Source organism: Pseudomonas paracarnis, from assembly GCF_904063055.1.
Classification (GTDB): domain Bacteria; phylum Pseudomonadota; class Gammaproteobacteria; order Pseudomonadales; family Pseudomonadaceae; genus Aquipseudomonas; species Aquipseudomonas paracarnis.
In genome coordinates this window covers 269,368-293,983 of sequence record NZ_CAJFCN010000001.1, presented here as the reverse complement: position 1 = coordinate 293,983, position 24,616 = coordinate 269,368, and the positions used below count along the sequence as shown (strand labels likewise).

Here is a 24,616-nt window from a genome sequence, read left to right as displayed (position 1 = left end):
TACAAACTTCGTAGTGCAGTCAATCAGCGTCTACGCTTCAGACAAGTCCGATCAATCTATAAGAATGGTCAATCGACTATGGGCGCACTGTGGCAAACCGACTCACACCAGGCGCAAGCTGACAGCCCGTCAGCCACGCCGCTGGCAAAAAAACTCAAACCCGCCCAGTCGTGGCGCCGGCTCTACTGGATGATTCTGTTAATGGCCCTGATCGCCCTGGGGTTTGCCGCCACCCGTGAAATGCACACGGCCCACTGGCAAGCCCGCACATTCAGCCAGTGGGCGGCCCAACTGACCTACACGGTGGCCCCCGGCGCCAGCGATGCCATGGTATACCCCGGCGACGGTCCGTTCGATCGGCGCCTGGGCTACAGCGCCCTGGGTGAGTTCCTGCCGCGCCTGCTCAAGCGCAACTATCTGATCGAATCCCAGGCGCGCTTTTCCGACGCGCTGATAGACTACAGCCGCCATGGCCTGTTCATTCCCTATGCCGAAAAGCTGCAAGCCGGATTGACCATCACCGACTGCCGCGCCGCACCGCTCTATCAATTCAACTATCCGCCTCAGCTGTATAAGCACTTCAACGAGGTGCCAGCGCTGATGGTCCACAGCCTGCTGTTCATTGAAAACCGTCAACTGCTCGACCCTGACCCGCCCCAGGCGAACCCCGCCGTGGACTGGCCGCGCTTTGCCAAGGCTGCCTGGTCGCAAGTCGCCCGTCAGTTGCACCTGCCAGGGCAATCGGCGGGCGGCAGTACCCTGGCGACGCAACTGGAGAAGTACCGCCACTCCCCGGACGGCTTGACCCTGTCGGGCAGCGAAAAGATCCGCCAGATGCTGTCCGCCAGCGTACGCGCCTACCAGCACGGGCCCGACACCCTCACCGCACGGCAAAACGTAGTGCGCGACTACCTCAACAGCGTGCCCCTGTCGGCGGTCCCTGGGCACGGCGAAGTGCATGGCATCGCCGAGGGGTTGCGGGTGTGGTACGGCGCCGAGTTTGCCCAGGTCAACCGGGCCTTGAACGACACCGCACAAACCCCGGCCAGCCTCGCAGCGCGCGGCCTGGCGTTGCGCCAAGTGCTCTCGCTGATCCTCGCCCAGCGCCGCCCCTCCTATTACTTGACCAAGGGCCGTGACGACCTGGTGCAACTGACCGACAGCCACTTACGGTTGCTGGCGCAAAATGGTGTGGTGCCGGCCGAGTGGGTGACGGCGGCGCTGGCAAGCAAGGTCAGCTACCGTGATTGGCAGCAGCAGCCAACCCTGCAAAAAGTCGAGACCAACAAAGGTATCAGCGTCGCGCGCAGCCGCCTGGCCGCCCTGCTCGACCGCCCACTGTACGACCTGGACCGCCTGGACCTGTCGGCCACCAGTACTTTGCAGGGCCAGTTGCAAGAGCAAGTCACCGCCTACCTCAAACGCCTTGCCGCCCCTGACTATGCCGCCGAAGTCGGGTTACTCGGCGAGCGCTTGCTCACCCCGGCGAGTACCCCGCAGGTACGCTACAGCTTCACCTTGTTCGAGCGCACCGATGATGGCGCACGGGTAAGGGTGCAGACCGACAACACGGACCAACCCTTCGACATCAACAACGGCAGCAAACTGGAACTGGGCTCCACCGCCAAGCTGCGGGTGCTCACCACTTACCTGCAAATCGTCGCCGAACTGCATGAGCGCTACGGCGCCGCAACACCTGCGGCACTGAAAAAAATCGAGGTTGCGGAGCAGGACCGCATCAGCCGTTGGGCCGTCGATTACCTGCTACAAAACCCCGGCAAATCCCTGGCCGACATGCTCGACGCTGCGCTTGACCGCACCTATTCGGCAAGCCCGGGCGAGAGCTTTTTCACCGGTGGTGGCCTGCACCGCTTCCATAACTTTCGCAACGAAGACAATGGCCGCAACCCGACCCTGCGCGACGCCCTGCGTGAATCGATCAACCTGCCCTTTATCCGCCTGATGCGCGATCTGGTGCGCTACACCACCTACACCAGTGCCAACAACAGCGCGCAATTGCTCAAGGACGACAACGAGCCGCGCCGTCAGGAATACCTGGCGCAATTCGCCGACCGCGAAGGCACCACGTTCCTGCTCAAGTTCTGGAAGAAATACCAGAAGAAAGACACCCAGGCGCGCCTGGAAACCTTCCTCGACAGCCTGCATCCCACGGCGATCCGCCTGGCCGCGGTCCACCGTTATCTGCTGCCGGAGGCCAGCCGCGACAGCTTCAACAGCTTCGTGCGCGCGCGCCTGGCCGGCACCAAGGGCGAGCAGACGCTGACCGACAAGCGCCTCGATGCACTCTATGACAGCTACGGCCCCGGCGCCTACGACCTGCCCGACCAGGGCTATATTGCCAAGGTGCATCCCCTGGACCTGTGGTTGCTGGGCTACCTGATCAACCACCCGGAGGCGACGTTCAGCGAAGTCGTCAAGGCCAGCCAGTTCGAGCGCCAGGAGGTGTACAGCTGGCTGTTCAAGAGCCGCCACCAGAGCGCACGCGACAGCCGTATCCGCACCATGCTGGAGATCGAAGCGTTCCTGGAGATTCATCAACGCTGGAAGGACGTAGGCTACCCCTTCGATCATCTGGTGCCGTCCCTGGCGACCGCCATCGGCAGCTCCGGCGACCGCCCTGCCGCACTGGCCGAGTTGATGGGCATCATTCTCAACGACGGCGTGCGCATCCCGGTACTGCGCATCGACAGCCTGCACTTTGCCGCCGGTACACCGTACGACACCCGCGTGATCAACGACCCCGACCGGGCGCATCGTGTCATGCCCTCCGAAGTTGCCACGGCCTTGCGCGGCGCGTTATCCCAAGTGGTGGACGCCGGCACTGCAAAACGCGTCGCCGGCAGTTTCAAACAGGCCGACGGCACACCACTGGCCATGGGCGGCAAGACCGGCACCGGCGATAACCGCATCGAAGCGATCGGTTCGGGCGGACGTATCATCAGTTCCAAGGCGATCAACCGCACCGCCACTTTCGTGTTCTACATCGGCGAGCGCCACTTCGGCACACTCACTGCGTTCGTACCGGGCAGTTCGGCGCAGGGCTTCAAGTTCACCTCGGCGTTGCCGGTACAAGTGCTTAAAGGCATGGCCCCGATATTGATGCCTTATCTGCAAGGTGAGAGTCAGAGCACATGCCTGCCTCGATGAGCGCCGCGCCAGAGTGGTAATCCGTTGTTGCTTGCTCCTGGCTTATTGATCCAAAACGCCCATTTCTCGAGCCCTGCGTTTGATTTTTCCAGGGAGGGGCCAAGTAGTGCTTATGTATGCCTGAACGTTTCATGAGGGTGATTAGTGTAGATCGGGTTGACCCCCCCACTACTCATCTCAAGGCAACACAACCATGTTCTTCGAACGCCCCTCCCCACACGCTGCGAGCCATGCCCAGAAGGGTATGCACTTTGATGTTATCCAGCGCTCCATTCCAGATTGGCTCTGCGCAACCACGCTGACACGCGCTCGCGCACTGAAAGCCGCAAGCCCTTTTGTCTATACCCGACTCAACTCGCTCGACACGCGCGCAGATACGGTTTCCACAGAGGCCATGGCCGAGCAGTGGACCGCCAGGAATGCCTTGGATGAACACTTCAAATACATCAAGGACGTGTACTCATTCGCAGAGCCTCTGCTCAAAAAGGCCTTGCGTGAATATGGCGACATTGATGTAAAAAACACGTTCATTCGCCTGTATGCCCCGGCCGAAAAAAGCTGGTGGGTCATTGGCGTTCGCAAAGGCGTAACCAGCCGGACCGTAACGTTACTGGACGCCGCTCTGCATAACTTTTCCGCCAGCGAGCAGTTTGCCGACTATGGGTTTTTGTCCAAGCCCGACGCCCGTGGCCAGCAGCCCCTCCTGACGTTCACCTCCAATACCAGCGGCCAGCCCCTGACCGCGCAAGTATTCAAAAATCTGTGCCGCACCCTGGATATAGGCCGCCAATACCAGACACGGTTATTGCGCACCCTTGGCTTCGGCAATCAAGTCCAGGCCGATACGCTACGGCGCAAAGTGATTGCCTGCGACAAGGCCACGCTGAAAAACGCCGCCTGCATCGCCTGGTCGCAGCAGCATATCCAGGAGGACGCCCGACGTCTGCTGTTCGATATTGTCGAGGACAAGCCCGACCCAGCGTTGGACGGCATACCGGTGGAGTACTACAACCTCAGCCTGCTGGATGCCCGGCTCAGCGGTATCGTGCTGATTGCCGCGCCACAGGGCAGCGACAAACACATCGAACGCCTGATTGCCTATGTTCCTGAAGACCCGGAGCACCCGTTGAAGGAGTACCCCTCGCCGATTGAATTCATGAATGAGTTGACGCGCCAACTTCGCGACAGCACCGCCACCCTGGATGCCCACGGCCAAGCGCCTGCAAAGACCACCTACCGGCAGTTTTTCAGTCGATTTGTCGACCATAAACAACGCGGGCATTTTTTTGCCGAGCTGCAAAGCCGCCTGTTCAAGGTGCAGTGGCACGAAAAGAAGCGCACCGATAGTGGCCCCAGTTGGCAAACCATCGCGGTGGACACGCCGCGGTTGCACTTCAGCGTGCAAAACATTTTTGACGACCACGAGAACCGAGCGCCTTCCGGGCATTCGGAGCCTGACACGCTGTGGCACTACCTGTACCGGGTCAACGTCAATAAAATTGTCAACGATACCCGGGAAGTGGCGATCAGCACCGCTTACGCCGACTTGATGGCGCGCTGGGCCTGGTGGGATAACCTGGGCAAGATCCTCTCGGATATTTTCAATGCGGCGCTCCTGGTGGTCACCCCCTTCGTGCCGTTCCTGGGGGAGTTGATGCTCGCCTACACCGCCTACCAGGTGGCCAGCGATGTGTTCGAAGGTATTGTTGACTGGGCGCAAGGCAACGGACTGGAAGCCATCGGGCATGTCATGGACGTGGTGGAAACGGTTGTGCAACTAGGCATTTGGGCGGGGGCCGGCACCGTCGGCCAGGCTGTCACCCTCAAGCTGTCGCCCTTCGTCGAGGGCCTGCACCCGGTGACGCTGGATGGCGGAGATAAGCGCTTGTGGAACCCCGATCTTTCGCCTTACCAGCAGACCATCAGCCTGCCCCAAGGCATCGCCGCTGATACACAGGGTTTGTATCAGCATGCCCAGAAACACTGGCTGGCCCATGCCGACCATCACTACCAGGTAGAACCGGACCCGCAGTTGCCTCATCACCGAATCGTGCACCCCCGCCGGCCACACGCCTATCAACCGAAAGTGCGCTTCAATGGTCACGGCGCCTGGGTACATGAAGGCGAACAACCGCGCAGCTGGGACGATCACACGCTGATGCGCCGCATCAGCCCCGCCACCCAGGCGCTCACCAACGAGCAGCTTGAACAGATCCGTATCATCAGCGGCAGCGAGCCAGACCATTTGCGCCACATGTATGTGCGCAACCAGCCGTCCCCGCCGCTGCTGGCCGACAGCATCGAACGCTTTAGCGCAGACCGTTTCGCCCAGGCGTCTGTCCAGAAAATACGTACGGGCCAGACACTCGCCCCCTATTCCTACTGGTTCGAACAAGCCGTTACCGACCTCCCCGGCTGGCCGCCGAGCAAAGCCCTGGAGGTGTTTCACAACAGCGATCTGAGCGGCGAGTCGCGCAAATACGGCGATACCCACGCCGCGCCCGCCGATACTCTGCGCATCAGCCTGGCTGACGTGATGGCTGCCAAGCTGCCCGAGCGCGTGCTGGGTTTTCTGGACGAACCTCAGGTCAATACGTTGTTGGGTGAAACCTTGCCCCAGGCTCAACAGGCCCAGGCGCTGCGCAATAAACTGGCGAACTACGTAGAGGGCTATGGCGGGCATGTCGCCAAAAGTCATTACCAATTGGGCCAAGCCAGCAGCGACCCACACGTGGCCCTGTTGCGCCAGGACTTTCCAGAGCTGGCGCTGAGCAGTGCGAACGCGTTGCTCAAGCAGGCCTGGCCTGAAGAAACAACGGTGATGAACGACACACAGCGCCTGCCCCTGCGCCTCAAAAGCCTGGCACGGGAGTTGGACTTCGACCATCAGGCCAGCCGCGCTGTCGAAGGGCTTTACCCTCCCCGGCTACCCTCGGCGCACAGCGAACGGTTGGTGCTCAATACCCTGCGCCTGCACAGCGACGTGTTCAGCCATCTGAACATCGACATCCGGGACAACAGCCCCACCGGCCCGTTGCGCTGCAGTGTCGGTGAACCCGACGCGCCGCAGGCCCGCACACTGGTACGCAGCGCAGACGGGACCTACACCGTGTTCGACGCCGATGCCAACCCACTCAACCCAGCCACCACGCTGTACGAGTCCCTGCTCTGGACCCTGGCGCAGGATCCGCAGCGCGCCCCGCCCTACACCGTCGGCGAAGGTGAACAGCTCAGGCAGTGGGTGATCGAACATAACCAGGCACCGGCCGAGCGACGCCTGGCATTGGCTGAGCCGCCCTTACGCATGCGGCCCGCTCCCGAAACCGAGGTGCTGCTGGGCGGAGGCGCATCCTGCAAAATGTCCCGGGTCGACAGCTATGACATGCAACCCAAAACCATTGAAGAACGCATCAAACAGTTACTGCCCGCGATGAGCAACGACAGCGTTCGACGCTTATCAATCACGATGAGCACAGCCGAAGGCGAGCAAACGCTGATGCAGATGGAGTCGCAAAAACAGCAGTTGTTCAATCAGCTCGACGCCTACATAAAGGGTCCGACGCCCAGGGCGGGCACGCTGTTGGAGCCGGAAGTCCGCAAACGCCGGGCGCAAGTCGCGACCCGCCTCTATGATGGCTGGAGCAATGGCCTGACGGTGCATCTGGACGAAAGCTTCGAACACCGCGGCGGTATCGCTCTGGACTTGTTCAATACGCCCATGCCCGACGAACTGCCCACCCTTAACGTGCCACTGAACCACATCAGCGACCTGGACCTGCGTGGTTGTGATTTTTCCGATCACCACGCCGCCTTTCTAGACAATTTCCCGCATCTGCGCGACCTCGATCTGAGTCACAACCAGCTCACCCAGTTACCTGCGACCCTGGGCAAGCTCAAACGTCTTCGACGCTTGCATCTGGAAGCAAATGCCCTGGTTCTGGACGATGCCGCCATTGCAACACTTGGACGGCTCAAGCGTCTCAAACAGCTTGAGATGGCCGGCAACCCACTGGGGCAAACACCGGATATCAGCCAAATGCCGGCCTTGACCTTGCTGAACCTGCGCAATACGCAAATAAAGGACTGGCCCGTCGGGCTCGTCGGTCGCTCACGCGCGCGCGGGTTCCAACTGGACCTGAGCGAGAACCCGATCACCCAGTTACCCCATGTCGCCCCAGGTTCGGATGATGCCGACATCATTGCCCGTACCCGCCTGGACCAGAGCAGGCTCACCTCGGACTTTCAGGACTTGCTCGCTGAATACCGCGAGTCTGTGGGGCTGGACCCGCTGCGCTTCTACGCGCCTAGAGGTGAAAGCGCACCCTGGCTGAGTGACATCAAGCCTGAGGAGCATGAGCAGCACCGGCAGCTGTGGGACGCGATTGAAAAGGAACCCGGCTCTCAAGGTCTGTTTGAGGTGATCAAATCGCTCGAAGAGCCGGACGAGTTCCAGGCCGAGGAAGACCGCCTGGCCTATCAGAACAACCGGCCTGAGCTGAGCCAGAGGGTATGGCGCCTGCTGAGGGCGGTCGAAGCCGACAGCGACCTGCGCGAGCGCGTGTTCAAGGATACTCGCTACCCCGGCTTGTGCCCCGACGCCGGCGCGCTGATATTCCAGAAACTGGGCGTCGAAGTACTCGCCAGCGAAGCCTATCGAACCAGCACCACACCGGCAGAACTCGAGGCCAGGCTGGTGGTGCTGGCCCGCGGAGCCGCGCGCGATGCCTACATGGGCAAAGCCATTGGTGAAGACATCGCCCACCGCCTCAAACCCAAAGATCAGGGCGGGCTGGGGCAACGGCTATGGTCGCAGGTCATCGACGGCGAGCATGGCGAGGTCGACGAGGCCGGCATTCACTTAGCCTATCGCAGCACCCTGGCAGACCGGCTGGACCTGCCGTGGCTATCGACCCATATGACTTACCGCACTCTCGCCGATGTAACCCCCGCGCAGATCGAAAAGGTGGCCGCCGCAGTAGCCAGGTTGGAAGAGGGTGACGGGCTGGTGAACCAGATGCTGTTGGACAAAGGTTGGGAGCGTTACCTTGAGCAGCACAACCCCACCGCCAAATGGAACAATGACACAGCCTTCGACTTGAAGTACCTCCAACTCGATGAATTACAGGCACTGCAAGCGCAATACGCCCAGTCACAGACGCTGCCGGAGATTGATCGGCAAACCCAGCGGGTAAAACTGCGCGGCCTGGCGCAAGCCCTGGGATTGGACGAAGACAGCGTGTTATCCGGCAACCCTATGAGTTCAACACAGTACGACACAGCACTCAATGAGCTGGGGTACCGGCACAATCAGTGGCTGCGAGATCTGACGCGTGTTGCGCTGAACCGGGCCGGAGCACGTAAAAACCGGGCTTGATGCGGCCCTGGCGTTCAAGGCGCAAGAAAATCAAACATCAGATGCACCGTGCCGTAGTAGGCCCCGCCCTGGTAACCCCCCTGCGGCTCGATCGCCGAAATATCCAGCTCGACGCGCCGGCCCATGCCCGCTTCGTCAGCGCTGAGTACCTGGGTCGAGTCCAGGGTCAGGGGCACCCGGTTGAACAGCACGCGCAAATCGATACGGTCATTGCCGCTCAACAGATAGGGCACGTCTCCCAGGCGTGCCGCAACGCCGCCATTGAGATTCTTGACGTCGAAATGCTTGCGCAGGCGGCCAAGCCGGGAGGTCGTCAAGTCCCAGGCCAGCAACTGATCCTGCCCCATCCAGTCGGGTTCGGAAGGCAAGACATAGGCTTCGTGGATCGGGATGGTCACCGACACATCAAAGCTCTGGCGTTCCTGAAACGCCATCGCTTGCCCGCCCAGGGTCAACGGCACCATCAGCGCCGCTAGTCGCGTCAATTGTCTAAATATCATCGGGTGACCTTCATCGGTTTTTTGTCCCGGCCTTCAACCAACTGGAAGCTGAATTGGCGTTCGACTTTCTTCTCGAATACCAGCTGGCGGCCAGGCAGGATGTGGTGCTTGGTGGTGGGTTCACAGTCGGTTTTCTTTGCCACTGAACAGTCCCGGAACTCATCGAGCACGACCGTACTGTTGCCGGCATTGCGCAGGGTGTACTGGCTGGCGGTCTCGCTGATCTGCGTATCGAAGCGGGTATCCTTGGGGCGCACGAAGAACACCGTGCCATAGCCCGCCATGACGTTGACCCCGGCTGCCAGGTCTTTTTTGTATTCGCTGCGCTCTGCGTCGGTGACCGCAAAGTCATCTTCCTTTTCCGGCACGACGGGGATAAAGCGCACACGAAAGTAACGCTCCTTGTCACGCTGGCCCATGTACAACAGACGAGTGCCCTGGCGTCCGCCGGCCGGCACGATCAGGCGCGCCGGGCTGGCCATCAGGCCGTCGCGATTGGTGGTGCTGCCCTTGGCGTCGGTCATCGAGGCGACCGGCACTTCCCGGGAGGTACCGTCGGCGTTATAGATAATCTCCAGCACATTGACCTTGATGAACGCGGTACTGGTGCCGCCGTTGAATACCCGCTTGAGGTAGGAGCTGCGGTCGCCTTCCAGGTAGTCGTACACGACGCCGACGTTGATTGCCGGCCCCGCCTGCGCCGTCAACGACATCAGGAAAAGCCCGGCCCATAGCACTGCATGTTTCATAGTTGATTACGCCTTGTTGATTGAACGCGGCCCGCCACGACAGCGGGCCGATGTGCGGGCAAAACCCGCCTAGACTTCCGAATCCCAGATCACGGTGACTACGCCTGAATAGGTACTCCCGGGATGCTTGAGCATGTCGCCCACGTCTTCTTTGTCGACTTGAAAGTGCAGCGTGCCGGGACGGTTGTTGACGTAGTGCACGGACTGGATCAACTCGGTGCCTACCCCATCCCGGCGTAACGGCTGCCGGTTTACGGGCTCGTCGCGCTGGTTGTGCAGGCCAAACGGCAAGCTGACCGCGACCTGCAACGGCACCTCATCGCCCGCGCCGTTGCGCAGGCCGCAGGTGTTGCCGATCGCCAGGCCGCATTCAAGGGTCATCTTGAAACGCCCACTGGAGAAAATGCTGAAAGTCTGGTCACGGGACAATCGCGAGGGCTGCCGCCCGCGGTTGAGCCAGGCTTGCCAGCCGCCTTCGGGGAGCAGTTCGACACGGTTGCCGCCCGGAGGCAGGGTGACTTTGAGGATGTGCTCGACTTGCAGGGTGAAATTGAAGGTGGCGATGTTGTCGCTGGGAATCATCACGTCACCGAAGTCAAAGTCACCGCCAGGCCCCATGCTGTAAGTCAACGACCCGCGATACTCGCCGGCCGTCATGGTCAATGGGTTGGGCGTTCTGAGCTCGTAACCGTATTCCATATAGCTGTATTTGAGCCATGGAATGTCGTACCCCGGCGTGAGGCTGCACGCCCCGGCATTTTCTGGAACACTCCAGAAAAACAGCCCGAAATTGATCCACGCCGCGTGATAGCCCAGCCCCACACACGGCGGGGCGCCGGCCTTCCAATAAAAATCCCACGGTTTGCCCTCATACTGCCAAGCACTGACACCGGGCGGGTAGGCAATATCCCAGCGGGTCCCCACCCCGGCAATACGCATCTGCACGGTGGCGCTTTCGCCTGTGCCCGTGTGAGTCACCTGCACGTCGCGCCACGCTGAAGGCACTTTGAAATAGGCGCCTTGCCGCGGGTCGGTATGCCCGGCCGCAATCGGTGTGGCAGATTCAGCCCGGAACTCCATGTTGCGAATACTGAAGATATTAAGGGCCTCACATCGCGTCGGTATGTGCCAGGCGCATACGCCACTGTGAGCCGTGGTGTTCTTGAACTTGTTACTCATCGGGTTCGTCGGATCAGGGCGAAACACGGCGGTGATGTCCTCAACGAACGCCTGCGCCGTCAAGCTCGTACAGCCGAGTGCGAGTGCCAGGGGCATCGGCCTCAACAGTGTTTTTATTGCAGTGATAAAAGTCATCGAATTCCATCCAAGCCGCCGTCAACCGGCGGTGTCGGCCTTGTGGTTAGCTTCAGCCAGCGTGTCCGGCGTGCAACGCAGATCACCGATCATCAACACATCGTTTTCATTGGTCGTATGCCTCGGGTCGAGGCGGAACTGGCAGAGCAACTGGTTCTGGTAGCGCACTTGCAGGGTCGGTGAACTGGAACTCATCTCCATGGAGAAAAACCCGTCCACTTCGCTGACGCCACGGCTGGCGTGGTTGATCACGTGATGCCCCTTGAGCGGCGCGCCTCGCCCGTCCAGCAAGCGACCGAGTACGGTGACGGTTTTCATCACGGTGACCTTGCGGTAGTCCACACCGCCCTTGTTCAAGTGGTAACTGGAACGGGTGGGCTGGATATTGGCCGCCGGCGGGTGATTGCCTTCGAAGTCGAAGCTCACGCTGCTGCTCTTGTAGGCCGAGACCGGCACATAGTTGCGTCCTGGCCGCAACACGGCGCTGCCGCCGCCCAGGTCGTCGGCGCGCAGGGCAATTTCGTCGAGGTCGGTTTCCACATCGATGATCATGCCTGCCCCATTGCCCTGGTACTGGCTGCTCAGCAACATCTTGCCGGCGCCCGCGACGAACGTGCTGTTGAGGTTCAAGCCACCGCTGAAATCACCGTTGAAGGAGCTGCGCTGCACAAAGCCGTCACCACTGAGCGCATCGGTACTGAAGCTGGCCATACTCGACAAGCCGACGCCGTAGGTGTCGGTTATGGCTGTGGCCGAAACGCTTTGCAGCACGTGGTCGGTGAGGTCCTGGCGAATCGTCAGCGAGGCGTTGTTGTCACGCCCACCATCGCGGGCGGTGCGGGTGCCGACGCTGCCGGAAATCTGCCGGCCGTCTGTGCCCAGGTTCATGCTCAGGGTCACGTCGACGCCACGGTTGCGTTGGTCGTTGGTGCCGCTGCTGCCCGGTCGGTCGAATACCGAGAAACGCCAGTTGGCATCACTGCCGAACAGTTTGTCGTGGCGGCTCCAACCCAAGTCCACGCCTGCCCCTTCCACATTGCCTTGGCTGTGGGAAACCCGCAGGTTCAAGGTGTTCTGTGCGTCGAGGCGGTGGTTGACCGACAGGGCAGAATTGCTCGCCTGGCCGACGAAGGTGTTGCGCCGCAGGCGTGTACCGTCGGGCAGGGTTTCGTAAGTGTCGCGAGTGTCGAGCCAACTGCGGTTATGGCTGAACACCAGGTTGGTCGCACCGAAACTGTAAAGCCCTTGCAGGTCCATGTCAGTGCCATGTTCCTGGGTTTGATACAGGTTGGCGTAGAGGCTGGTATTGCCGGCCACGGTCCAATCCACCGAGCCGCCGTACTGCAGTTGCTCGCGCACCTGGCGAGCGGACAGGCCGAGGATCACGCGCGGATGCACCAGGTAGTTGAGTGACGCACCGGCGGTGATCGCGCCGGAGGCCTGCTCATCCCAGTTGCTGAACAGCTTGGTCTCGCGCCCGGCAAACAGGTTGTAGCGCCACGGGTCGTCGGCGTTGCGCCAGTTGCTGGGCTTGTACACCAGTTCCTGGCTGGTGCTGGTGGTGAGGCCATCTTCCACCAGGCGCACTTCGACCTCATAGATGCCGCCCGGCAGTGGCCGGGTGTCCAGGGTTTGCAGGCCGGCCGTCACCGACTGGGTGTTGATCAACAAGCCATTGCGATAAATCTCTACCGCCGCCTGCCGACTGGCGGTGACATAGATCGGATACACGCTGGGCTTGGCGTCATTGATCGCCAACGTGTCGGAACTGCCATACATCACACCCAGCGCCGTATCGGGGCTGGCGCCGAAGCTGCGCAGTTGACGGGTGAGGCCATCGGAATTCGGCGTGAAGTGGCCCAGGCGGAAAAACTGCCCTTGCAGTTCGCGCTGGGTGTACAGCTCGTGGATCGCATGACGCATTTGCGCCTCATCGCCACTCTGGCGGGCCAACTGCAGGTTGAACACCTGGCTCCAGTTACCCACGCTGGAGCTGGCTTGCAGGCCATAGCGGCCACCCAGGCTGTCTTGCTGGCTGCCATTGAGATTGAGCTGGTTATTGATGATCAACCCCAGGCTGCCGCCTTCCGGTTGGTCATAGAAACGCGGGGTGTCGTCTGCCAATTCGACGTTTTGCGTCAGGATCGACAACTGCGAGCTTTCGAGGTTGTAGTACGCCGAGATCATTTTTTGCGGGCAGGACTGGGTGCAGGCGCCCAGCGCCACGCCTTGTTCCAGCACGGCCTGCCAGGTGTCGCGGGTGGCCGCCGGGACTTTACTGTCACCGGTATCGGTAAATTCCAGAAGGGTCACGCGGTCGTCTTGAGACAACACGATCAAGGCTTCGCCGAGCAGTTGTTGGTCCAGGTCCACACGCACCGCCAGCGGCACATCAAAAAAATGGTCGGCAAACCCTGCGGGCAAGCCTTGGGCCTGAGAAATCAGGCTGCCGGGGGTGGCAGCGCCAGAAGTGGCGGGCGCTGCCAGGGCACTCGTACACACCAACAGCGCAAGCGCTGCCGCGATAGGCGTCATCGGAAACATGAACGGAATACTCGGAATGCCAGGGCCAAAAATGAAAATCAGGTCGGCAGACCGAGGAGGAAAAATCAGCCGACCTGCAAGTCATACAAGGGGTGCCCGTACGTCGCGGGCACTTATGGGTTTCAAGGCGTTGGCAATACCGCGTCGAACACCACCGGCATCACCGCGGTGTAGGAACCACGCTGGGTGGCCGACGGTTTGGCCGCGACGATGCGCATTTCAGCACCCACGCCAGGGGTGGAGTCGGCTTCATTGACTACTTCCTGGGGGGTGCCGGTCAGCGTGACGCCATTGAGGCTGGTGGTGAGCGGGATGTTCTGCGACACGTCACCATTGAACAACACAGCCGGGCCACCTTCGATGTAAGCGTGTACCGAACCGTTGGTGTTCTTGAGATCGTAGATGGCGCTCAACGGAGCCAACTCGCCGCTGACCAGGTTGTAGCTCATGGTTTCGTCACGGCCCCAGTTCGGGTCACGCGGTTGTGCGTGGAACACGGTGGTCGGGATGTTTGCCTTGAGGTTGACGGTGTGACTGGCTTCACCTGCAGCGATAGCTGTTACCGAGGAAGACAAAGCCAAAACAGCCAGGGGAACAGCAACAGCAAACTTCTTGAACATGATCAGTACCTGCATTTATTAACATTGATTGGTTCGTTGCCAAGTACCACCTCAACAACGAATTACGCCGCTGGTTAGTTGAACCACACAACGCCAAACAATCATTCAATAAAATTAAAAGCAGGTATGCAGGCTTCTTCTCACACGCTCGTAGCCCTTGTAATCAGGGCGCGCGGGAAAAACATGGCACTTTGACCAAACTTTAAAATCCGCTGTAAGAAACAGGCTACACGGCAGTAAAAGCATAACCTGAAAACAACTGTAAGAACTGGACTACACCATACATACACTCGATAAAAAACTCACGACACTTAGCTTGAATTGGAGCGCCAACTCTAATTAAACTTATAACTCTAAAGACGCTATTCGTCTATTCACATATTCCGATTTCCGGCTGCGTCTCACGCTGCCACGACCGTTGGTCGCCATAGGCTACCAACGAAATAAGATATATCTTACGTTATATCTAAACCTGAGCAGAGAAGCCCTACATGAAGCATGATCATCGCGGCGAATTTGAAAAACGGGGTGGCCGTGGCCCCCGGGTGTTCGCCCCAGGCGACCTCAAGCTGCTGCTATTAGCCCTCATCGCTGAACAGCCCTGCCACGGCTACGACCTGATCCGCCGCATCGAAGGCTTGTTCGACGGCGCCTACAGCCCCAGCCCCGGCGTGATCTACCCCACCCTGACCTTTCTTGAAGAGAGCGAGTTGATCAGCGGCGACGCCGATGGCGGAAAAAAGCGCTACACAATCACCGACGCCGGTCGTCTCTTCTTAAGCGAGCAAGCCGTTGCCCTGGACGGCGTGCGCATGCGTATCGATGTCAGCAAGCGCTCGCTGCGCGGGCACGACCGCCCACCCGAGATCCACGAGGCGGTGCACAACCTGCGCCATGCCTTGCACTCACACCACGGGCACTGGAGCCCGGAAGAAATCGTTCGTGTCGCGGCGCTGCTCAACGGCACCGCCCAAGCTATTGCCGACGGGAGAGATCAATGAACACACAAGCCATCCATCGCGTGACCCACGACATCAAACGCCGCCGCCTGCAAGTACTGCGGGTGGTGGATATCACCCCGCGTATGCGCCGTATCACCTTGGGTGGGCCGGAACTGGCAGGTTTCATCAGCCTGGGCAGCGACGATCACATCAAACTGCTGTTCCCGCAGAACGCCGCCGAACAAGCGGCGCTGGAAAGCCCGACGTTCGCCATCAAGGGCGACGGCCCGCAACCCGCCATGCGCGACTACACGCCACGGCGTTACGACCTGGACATCGGCGAGCTGGACATCGACTTCGTGCTGCACGGCGATGGCCCTGCCTCCACCTGGGCCGAGCAGGTACAGGTCGGCCAGCATCTTTATATCGGTGGGCCAAGGGGTTCGATGATCGTGCCGGACATCTTCGACAGCTACCTGCTGATCGGTGATGAAACCGCCCTGCCCGCCATCGGTCGACGCCTGGAAGAATTACCGGCCGGGCGCAAGGTTCTGGCGGTGATTGAAATCGCCGATGCGGCGGAACAACAGGTGCTCGGCAGCGCAGCCGAAGTCGAGGTGATCTGGGTTCTGCGCGGCCACGATGACCTGCTCGATGTAGTGCGCAACCTGACGCTGCCCAGCGGGGCGTTGTACAGCTTCGTCGCCACCGAAACCAAGCTGTCGCGCCAGGTACGGCGGGTGCTGCTGGATACGCACAAGGTCAACGAGGAATACCTCAAGGCCGTGGGTTACTGGCGTGCTGAGGGCAGCGAAGAAGAATGATTAAGGTGGGAGCGGGCTTGCCTGCGATGCAAGCACCTCGGTTTATCAGGTACACCGAGGTGATGCTATCGCAGGCAAGCCAGCTCCCACATTAATGGTGCTCACTTTAAATCGAGGGGGATTTGAGGCGCTTGTCCAGGCCAATGATCGCCAACGCGATGACGATGAACCCTGCCAAAATCCCTGCGGCATTCACAAACACCTGTGGATAACCGAGGCTGTCCACATCCATGAACGGGTACTGATACTGCCCGAGCATATGCCCCCGCAGCAGCACATAACCGAAGTACACCAATGGGTAGATCACCCAGCCGGCAATGTGTTTGAGCCGCAACGTACCCTTGGGCACACACCGCCACCAATACACCACAAACAACAACGGCATGACGTCGTGCAGCAACTCATCGGCGATAAATTGAAAGCCTTGCGGGCTCCACAGATGCCGCAGCAGCAGGTTGTAGGCCAGGCTTACCACCACGATGCTCGCGGCAATCGCGCTACTGATGCGAGGCGCGAGGAAAAACCGCTTGGCGCCAGAGTCGCGCTTGACCAGCGCGTAGCTGAGCACCACGACCACCAGGGTATTGGTCAGCACGGTGAAGAAGCTGAAGAAACTGATCAGGCCGCCCAGCAAGCTCGCGCCACTGGTCCAGCGCGAATAGAGAATCAGGTATTGCTGGATCGCCAACCCCACCCAACCGGCCAAGGCTGCCGTCGCGACAAAGCGCTTCATGCTTTCAATCCAGGGGGCGCTTGGTACGCATCAGCTTGACGTACAAACCTTCGACCTTTTCCCGCGCCCACGGGGTTTTGCGCAGGAAAGTCAGGCTCGACTTGATGCTCGGGTCACTCTTGAAGCAGCGGATATCAATGCGCTCGGCCAAGCCGCTCCACTCGTAATGCTCCACCAGGGTGGTGAGCACGTGTTGCAGGGTCACACCGTGGAGCGGGTCGTTGCTTGTCGCGGTCATGCCAGGCCTTTTGCAAAAAGAGGAAACACAGCCGCGCACCTTAGCCGACGGGGCGTGCAGGTGGAAGCATCGCATTGAATATAGCCCGCCAGGAAAAGTTCCCCTTCTACACAAAAAAGAGATGTTATATTGTAACTTAAATTATCAGTCATTTTGCCCAGGAATCTCCGATGTCGCTGCCTTCTCTCTGGCGCTTGTCGCCCCTCGCCGCCGCCCTGTTGATTGGCTCCCAGGCCCATGCCCTGGAACTGCCACCCCAAGTGGTCACCGGCAACCCGCTGGGCAGCGAACAGCTGGCCTCGCCCACCACTGTGCTGACAGGCGATGACCTGACCCTGCAACAAAAAGGCAGCCTCGGTGAAACCCTGAACAAGCAGCCGGGTGTGTCGTCTTCGTACTTTGGCCCGGGGGCCAGCCGCCCGATCATTCGCGGCCAGGACGGCGACCGCATTCGTATTCTGCGCAACGGTGTGGGGGCGCTGGATGCCTCGTCGCTGTCCTACGACCACGCGGTACCGCTGGACCCGATCAACGTTGACCGCATCGAAATCGTGCGGGGCCCGGCCGCCCTGCTGTACGGCGGCAGCGCCATCGGCGGGGTGGTCAACACCTTCGACAATCGCATCCCCACCGAGGCCATCGAGGGCATCCATGGCGCTGGCGAGTTGCGCTACGGCGGTGCCGACACCACCCGCAGCAGCGCGGGCAAGTTGGAGGCCGGTAACGGTACCTTCGCTTTGCATCTGGATGCCAATGGGCGCGAGTTCAATGACTTGAAAATCCCAGGCTATGCCCGCAGCCGGCATGCACCGGAGAGCGAGGACGGCCCCGGCAAAAACGGGCGCCTGGGCAACAGCAATGGGCGCCAGGACGGCGGTGCGGTGGGCGGTTCCTACACCTGGGACGATGGTTATGCCGGGCTGTCATACAGCAATTACGACAGTAACTACGGCTCACCCGCCGAGCAGGATGTGCGCATCCGCATGAAACAGGACCACTACGCCTTTGCGTCCGAGATCCGCAACCTGCAAGGGCCGTTTACCTCGGTGAAAATAGACGCCGGTTACACTGACTACGAACACCGGGAAATCGAAGGCGGCGAAACCGGCACCACCTTCAAGAACAAAGGCTATGAAGCCCGCGTTGAAGCCCGACACCAACCGATTGGCCCGTTCGATGGCGTGGTCGGCGCCCAAGTGACGCGCAACGAATTCTCGGCCCTGGGCGAAGAAGCTTTCGTGCCACAGAGCGACACCAACGCCGGCGCGCTGTTTATCCTCGAAGAAATGCAAGCCACTGAACGCCTGAAACTTAGCCTCGGCGCACGCCTGGAACACACCAGCGTCGACCCGAACGCCAAAGGCAACGAGCGTTTTGCCAATGCCGACAAGAGCAATAACTTCACCGCCGGCAGCTTGTCGTCTGGCGCTGTCTACACCCTTACGCCGGTCTGGTCCCTGGCCGCCACCCTGGGCTACACCGAACGCGCACCAACCTTCTACGAGCTGTATGCCAACGGCGCCCACGTCGCCACCGGCACCTATGAGTTGGGCGATGCCAACCTGAAGAAAGAAAAAGCCGTGTCCAGCGACCTGGCGCTGCGCTTTGACAACGGCACCCACAAGGGCAGCTTTGGCGTGTTCTATAGCCGCTTCTCCAATTACATCGGTTTGCTCGGCACTGGCCGTACGCTAAACGACGAAGGTGAAGAGGACGCGGGCGGTATTCCCGAGTACGAATATTCTGGCGTACGAGCACGCTTCGCCGGCTTCGAAGCCCAGGATCACTGGAAGCTCGGCGAAGGCGCCTACGGCAAGTTTGCGCTGGAACTGTCGGGCGACTACACCCGCGCCACCAACCTGGACACCGGCGAAGCCTTGCCGCGCATTGCGCCATTGCGTTTGAACAGCGGCTTGCTGTGGGAACTGGATCGCTGGCAAGCGCGTATCGACGTGGAACATGCCGCGGGCCAAGGGCGTGTGCCGGATAACGAAAGCGGCACCGATGGCTACACCACCCTCGGCGCCAGCGCGGGGTATCGCTTCAATGTGGGTGGCAGCCAGTGGCTGGCCTTCGTCAACGGAGAAAACCTGACCAACCAGACCGTGCGCTATGCCAGCTCGATCCTGCGCGATATCGCGCCGGCGCCAGGTAGAAGCGTGCAGTTCGGCGTTCGCACTACCTTCTAATCATCACCGAAAATCCCCTGTGGGAGCGGGCTTGCTCGCGAAAGCGTTGGGTCAGTCAACATCAATGTTTGCTGGGCCGACGTCTTCGCAGGCAAGCCAGCTCCCACATTTGAACGTCGTTGCGTTGAGCATTGCGTTCGCTTGACTGATCGGGATCGGGGCGACTATCTGTCACTGTTACCAAAACTGAAATGATGCATCTTGCGATTCACCCTTTCTCAAAACGCCCCGCCGCATTATCCTTCGCAACAATCTGAAACGCTTCAGCTCCCGGTCGACTCCTTTTGCCGAATCTCTTTTTGCTCAAAGACAGCGCTGTCTTAATCCGACCTGCGCTCGGGAGTTTATTGCCTGCCTGTGGATAACCCGGTTACCCACAGAAAAAACCAAAAATAACGATGAACCAAGCCCGAGCCGAATCGTCATCTACAGTGAGTGAAGCACGGGGTTACATAATTCCAACGTAACGGAGAAACACACTATGAGCACTGATGGTGCCTCAAGCCCAAGCCGCCTGTTGCCCAGGCTGCTAGGCGTCTTGCTGCTGATCATGGGGCTGGCCTTGCTGGCTGGCGGCGTCAAGCTGAGCATGCTCGGCGGGTCGCTGTACTACCTGCTCGCCGGTATCGGCATCACCCTGACCGGCGTGTTGCTGCTGGCCACCCGCCGCGCCGCGCTGGGCTTGTACGCACTGGTGTTGTTCGCCAGCACCGTGTGGGCCTTGTGGGAAGTCGGCCTGGACTGGTGGCAGTTGGTGCCGCGCCTGGCCCTGCTGTTCGCCTTGGGCATCGTCATGCTGTTGCCGTGGTTTCGTCGTCCGTTGCTGCGTGGCCAAGCGGCCCCGCTGGGTACCGGCGCGCTGAGCGTTGCCGTGGTGCTGGCGGGCGCGACCGCCCTGGCCAGCCAATTCACCAACCCAGGTGAAATGGTCAAGACCGGCCAACTGGACCGCGACGCGGTGCCGGGTATGGCCAGCGCTGCGCCAACCCAGGCCGATGGCGACTGGAACTCCTATGGCCGCTCGGCCTTCGGTGACCGTTACTCGCCACTGGCACAGATCACCCCGGAGAACGCCCATAAGCTGGTGCCGGCGTGGACTTATCGCACGGGCGACATCCCTGGCCCAGGCGATCCCGGTGAAACCACCGCGGAAAATACCCCGCTGAAAGTCAATGGCATGCTCTACGTGTGCACACCGCACAGCCAAGTGATTGCCCTGGACCCGGATACCGGCAAGGAAATCTGGCGTTTCGACCCGAAGATCACGACCCAGGGTGCTGAGAGCTTCAAAGGTTGGGCGCACATGACCTGCCGTGGCGTGTCGTACCACGATGACGCCGCCTACGCTTCCGAGCAGAGCCCGACGGGCACTGCCAGCCCGGCCGCCGCTCCGAATGCCTGCCCGAAACGTATCTTCGTGCCGACCGCCGACACCCGTCTGATCGCCCTGAACGCCGACACCGGCAAGATGTGCGAAGACTTCGGTGACAAAGGTCAGGTCGACCTGCGTGCCAACATCGGTAGCTTCGCCCCAGGCGGTTACTACTCCACGTCGCCACCGGCCGTGACCAAAAACCTGGTCGTGATCGGCGGTCACGTGACCGACAACGTTTCCATCGACGAGCCAAGCGGCGTGATCCGCGCGTTCGACGTGCACACCGGCAAGCTGGTGTGGAACTGGGACAGCGGCAACCCGGACGACACCACCCCGTTGGCCGAGGGCAAGACCTACACCCGCAACTCGCCGAACATGTGGTCCATGTTCGCCGTGGATGAAAAACTCGGCATGCTCTACCTGCCGATGGGCAACCAGATGCCCGACCAGTACGGCGGCGACCGTACCGATGAGTCTGAGAAGTACGCCGCTGGCTTGACCGCTCTGGACATCGACACCGGCCACGTGAAGTGGACCTTCCAGTTCACCCACCACGACCTGTGGGACATGGACGTGGGCGGCCAGCCTTCGCTGATCGACATCAAGACCGCTGCGGGCGTGAAGCAGGCAGTGATGGCGTCGACCAAGCAAGGCAGCATCTACGTGCTGGACCGCGCCACTGGCCAGCCAGTGGTGCCCGTCAATGAAATCCCGGTGCCACAGGGCGCAGTGGCGGGCGACCGCACCTCCCCTACCCAACCCAAGTCCGACCTGAACTTCATGCCGCCGCCGTTGAAAGAACGCGACATGTGGGGCGTGACCCCGTTCGACCAGATGCTGTGCCGGATCGATTTCAAATCCATGCGCTACGACGGCCCGTTCACACCGCCGTCCCTGCAAGGTTCGATCGTATACCCAGGCAACTTCGGCGTGTTCGACTGGGGCGGCATCTCGGTTGACCCGGTGCGCCAGATCGCCTTCGTGAACCCAAGCTACATGGCGTTCAAATCGAAGCTGATCCCAGCTGCCGACATTGCCAAGCAAGGCCCACGCGTCAGCGAAACCGAAGGCGTGCAGCCGAACAAAGGCGCTCCGTATGGTGTGATCCTTGAAGCGCTGCTGTCGCCGATGGGCCTGCCGTGCCAGGCACCGGCCTGGGGCTACGTGGCGGCGGTCGACCTGACCACCCACCAGACCATCTGGATGCACAAGAACGGCACCGTGCGTGATAGCTCGCCGGTTCCAATCCCACTGACCATGGGCGTGCCTAGCCTGGGCGGTACGTTCACCACCGCCGGTGGCGTCGCGTTCCTCAGCGGCACCCTGGACCAGTACCTGCGTGCCTATGACGTGAAAAACGGCAAGCAACTGTGGGAAGGCCGCCTGCCTGCAGGCGCGCAAACCACCCCGATGACCTACACCGGCAAGGACGGCAAGCAATACGTGCTGGTCATGGCGGGCGGTCACGGCTCCCTGGGGACCAAGCAGGGTGACTATGTAATGGCGTTCAAACTGCCGGATTAAGCAACGCTGGCGGTACAAAAAAGCGGCGGCCCGAATGGGCAGCCGCTTTTTTTTGCCTGCTGATAATGCCCCAGCGTTTCCCCTCAACCCTTTAAAACTAATTTAGTGCGCACGCCCTGCGTAATACAAAAGGCGTACGGATAAAACTTTAAAGGGAGCTTCACTGCATGACGGACCATGTCGCTACAAAACCGATGCTTTCCACCCCCACAAAAATCCTGGAGCTTGAACACCTCAATACTGCCAGTTTGAAAAAACTCATCAGTGGCGAAGTGCTTGCCATTCGGGTACCTGAGTTTGCCAACGCAACCACCAGCGCACGGTTGATTCAGGCCATCGACGATACCGCCACCCTGGAACACTACGGCCATGAAACCTACGAAGAGGGGCGCGTCGTTCAGCACTTCTACGGTGTGCATCGCTGGGGCACGCCGTTCAACTCCACGTACGGCAAGGCCGCCGGCGGTGACGCCCAAGAAAAATATTATGCAGACGCGGCCCGTATGCGCGGCCTTATCGACAGCCTCTGTGCGCCGCAAACGCCGCCCATTCAACAGCTGATGGAACAGTTCCAGGCGCTCTGGCCGCAAGGTGCAACAGCCGCTGCGTTCCAGGGCCGCCCAATGTTTTGCGGGATCATCCGCGTCATGTTCCCGGAGACGGCGCACCTCTCGGAAACGGTGCCCCATGTGGATTGCCTGCCCCGCACAGTCGCTGAACTGCAGCATCAATTCAGCGCCAATATCTACCTGCAAACACCGCCTTTGGGGGGCGAGTTGGTCATCTGGGATACCCAAGCCTTTGGCTATGAGGAGGTCAAGCGCTTCGAGGGTGCCCAACTGCCCGAACAGTGTTTACAAAAACCGCTGCGCATCCGCCCACGCCAGAACGAACTGGTGCTCATCAATACCCGCCGCCCCCACGCCATCTGTGGGTTCGATTCGGGAAAACGCGTCAGCATGCAGTCGTTTATTGGCTATAACGCCGGCGAACCGTTTTACTTCTGGTGCTAATACTTTTATTGCTCGTGCACATGGACGTTTATCTATGACCCCCGAAGAATTCCGCCAACATGGCTATGCCATGATCGACCTGATTGCAGACTACCGACAGAACATCGAACAACGCGGCGTGCAGCCCACCACCCAACCTGGCGAGATCAAAGCCGCCCTGCCGGTCAGCCCGCCTGAAACCGCCGAACCGTTCGAACAAATCATGGGCGATGTCGAAAAACTGATCATGCCCGGCTTGCTGCATTGGCAGCATCCCAGTTTCTTCGGGTTCTTCCCTTCCAATGTGGAACTGTCCTCAGTGCTGGGCGATTGCCTGAGCACCGGCCTGGGTGTGATTGGGTTGTCCTGGCAATCCAGCCCGGCCCTCACCGAAATCGAGGAAGTCACCACCGATTGGCTGCGCGACATGCTCGGCCTGGGCAGCACGTGGAGCGGTGTGATCCAGGACTCTGCGTCCACGTCCACGCTGGTGGCGCTTATCAGCGCCCGGGAACGCAGCTCCGATTACGCGCTGATGCACAACGGCCTGCAAAACAGCGGCGCGCCCCTGATCGTCTACACCTCAGCCCATGCCCACAGCTCGGTCAACAAGGCGGCGATCCTGGCCGGATTCGGCCAGAACCATATCCGCACCATCGCCACCGATGCACACAATGCAATGTCGCCCCAGGCACTGGCGCACGCCATCGCACAGGACCTGGCCGCCGGCAACACGCCCTGCGTGGTGATTGCCACCACCGGCACCACGGCCGCCATGGCGATCGACCCTCTGGCGGCCATTGGCGACCTGACCCAACGCCACGGCCTGTGGCTGCATGTAGACTCGGCCATGGCTGGCGCCGCGATGATCCTGCCAGAATGCCGGGCCTTGTGGGATGGCATCGAAAAGGCTGACTCCCTAGTGCTCAACCCGCACAAATGGCTGGGCGCGGCCTTCGATTGCTCGGTGTATTTCGTGCGCGACCCCGAGCATTTGATTCGCATCATGACCACCAACCCGAGTTACCTGCAGTCCAGCGCAGACGGCCAAGTGCGAAACTACCGTGACTGGCGGATCTCTCTGGGCAGCCGTTTCCGCGCTTTGAAGTTGTGGTTCCTGATACGCGAGCAAGGCGTCAGCGGCCTGCAAGCGCGGTTGCGGCGAGACCTGGCCAATGCGCGCTGGCTGGCAGAGCAGATCGAAGCCAGCGAACACTGGACGCTGGTGGCCACGCCCGCCTTGCAAACCTTGTGCATTCGCCATGAGCCGCCGGGTTTGCAAGGCCAGGCACTGGACCATCACACCCGAGCCTGGGCAGAAAAACTCAACCAGTCAGGCGATGCCTACGTCACCCCCGCCCTCCTCGATGAGCGCTGGATGGTGAGGGTGTCCATCGGCGCGCTGGGCACCGAGCATCAGCATGTCCAGAGGTTGTGGGTGCGATTGCAAACCCTGGTCGCTTGAACGCTGCCAAAGTAGCCCCCCTGTGGCGAGGGAGCTTGCTCCCGCTGGGCTGCGCAGCGGCCCCAA

General features: G+C 60.6%; 15 protein-coding genes. 8 read left to right on the top strand and 7 right to left on the bottom strand.

What is annotated here, in order from left to right; translation table 11 throughout:
• Positions 1–78: 78 nt before the first annotated feature.
• Both JMV15_RS01310 and JMV15_RS01305 read left to right on the top strand, forming a co-directional pair.
• Positions 79–3,168, top strand: a complete 3,090-nt coding sequence (locus JMV15_RS01310) for a transglycosylase domain-containing protein (RefSeq protein WP_201491232.1) — start codon at positions 79–81, stop codon at positions 3,166–3,168.
• A 394-nt stretch (positions 3,169–3,562) separates the two neighbouring features.
• Positions 3,563–8,542, top strand: coding sequence for a dermonecrotic toxin domain-containing protein (locus JMV15_RS01305; protein ID WP_235991925.1), 4,980 nt, complete (start codon positions 3,563–3,565; stop codon positions 8,540–8,542).
• Positions 8,543–8,556: 14 nt separating this feature from the next.
• Here the strand turns inward: JMV15_RS01305 and JMV15_RS01300 are convergent, their stop codons facing one another.
• The 5 genes from JMV15_RS01300 to JMV15_RS01280 form a co-directional block, all read right to left on the bottom strand.
• The gene (locus JMV15_RS01300; RefSeq protein ID WP_014717097.1) at positions 8,557–9,042 is read right to left on the bottom strand and encodes a CS1 type fimbrial major subunit; all 486 of its coding nucleotides are present in this window, start codon (positions 9,040–9,042) and stop codon (positions 8,557–8,559) included.
• Positions 9,039–9,791: a hypothetical protein gene (locus JMV15_RS01295; protein ID WP_014717096.1), complete on the bottom strand. Its 753-nt coding sequence runs from the start codon at positions 9,789–9,791 to the stop codon at positions 9,039–9,041. Before JMV15_RS01295 ends, JMV15_RS01300 begins: the two co-directional genes overlap by 4 nt.
• A 69-nt stretch (positions 9,792–9,860) precedes the next feature.
• Positions 9,861–11,066, bottom strand: a complete 1,206-nt coding sequence (locus JMV15_RS01290; RefSeq protein ID WP_231125700.1) for a hypothetical protein — start codon at positions 11,064–11,066, stop codon at positions 9,861–9,863.
• Between the two features lie 60 nt (positions 11,067–11,126).
• Positions 11,127–13,649, bottom strand: coding sequence for a CS1-pili formation C-terminal domain-containing protein (locus JMV15_RS01285; RefSeq protein ID WP_201491230.1), 2,523 nt, complete (start codon positions 13,647–13,649; stop codon positions 11,127–11,129).
• 122 nt (positions 13,650–13,771) lie between these two features.
• Positions 13,772–14,269, bottom strand: coding sequence for a CS1 type fimbrial major subunit (locus JMV15_RS01280; protein ID WP_172832672.1), 498 nt, complete (start codon positions 14,267–14,269; stop codon positions 13,772–13,774).
• Between the two features lie 491 nt (positions 14,270–14,760).
• On the opposite strand from JMV15_RS01280, the gene JMV15_RS01275 reads away from it, so the two are divergent.
• Both JMV15_RS01275 and JMV15_RS01270 read left to right on the top strand, forming a co-directional pair.
• Entirely contained in the window at positions 14,761–15,270 is a 510-nt protein-coding gene (locus JMV15_RS01275; RefSeq protein WP_014717092.1) for a PadR family transcriptional regulator, read from the top strand.
• A complete protein-coding gene (locus JMV15_RS01270) occupies positions 15,267–16,034 on the top strand; it encodes a siderophore-interacting protein (protein WP_020301197.1) in 768 nt (255 codons plus the stop codon). The genes JMV15_RS01275 and JMV15_RS01270 overlap by 4 nt, the downstream gene beginning before the upstream one ends.
• A gap of 106 nt (positions 16,035–16,140) precedes the next feature.
• On the opposite strand, the gene JMV15_RS01265 is transcribed toward JMV15_RS01270, so the two are convergent.
• Positions 16,141–16,767, bottom strand: coding sequence for a Pr6Pr family membrane protein (locus tag JMV15_RS01265; protein WP_014717090.1), 627 nt, complete (start codon positions 16,765–16,767; stop codon positions 16,141–16,143).
• Between the two features lie 4 nt (positions 16,768–16,771).
• A complete protein-coding gene (locus JMV15_RS01260) occupies positions 16,772–17,005 on the bottom strand; it encodes a VF530 family protein (RefSeq protein ID WP_003188882.1) in 234 nt (77 codons plus the stop codon).
• A 170-nt stretch (positions 17,006–17,175) separates the two neighbouring features.
• Between JMV15_RS01260 and JMV15_RS01255 the strand changes: the two genes are divergently transcribed.
• From JMV15_RS01255 to JMV15_RS01240, 4 genes are all read left to right on the top strand, one after another.
• A complete protein-coding gene (locus tag JMV15_RS01255) occupies positions 17,176–19,194 on the top strand; it encodes a TonB-dependent receptor (RefSeq protein ID WP_073453826.1) in 2,019 nt (672 codons plus the stop codon).
• A gap of 481 nt (positions 19,195–19,675) precedes the next feature.
• Entirely contained in the window at positions 19,676–22,093 is a 2,418-nt protein-coding gene (locus JMV15_RS01250; RefSeq protein WP_014717088.1) for a glucose/quinate/shikimate family membrane-bound PQQ-dependent dehydrogenase, read from the top strand.
• A gap of 167 nt (positions 22,094–22,260) precedes the next feature.
• On the top strand, positions 22,261–23,106 hold the full coding sequence (locus JMV15_RS01245) for a 2OG-Fe(II) oxygenase (protein ID WP_019817672.1): 846 nt from the start codon (positions 22,261–22,263) through the stop codon (positions 23,104–23,106).
• 34 nt (positions 23,107–23,140) lie between these two features.
• Positions 23,141–24,550, top strand: coding sequence for a pyridoxal phosphate-dependent decarboxylase family protein (locus JMV15_RS01240; RefSeq protein ID WP_069868287.1), 1,410 nt, complete (start codon positions 23,141–23,143; stop codon positions 24,548–24,550).
• Positions 24,551–24,616: the final 66 nt, after the last annotated feature.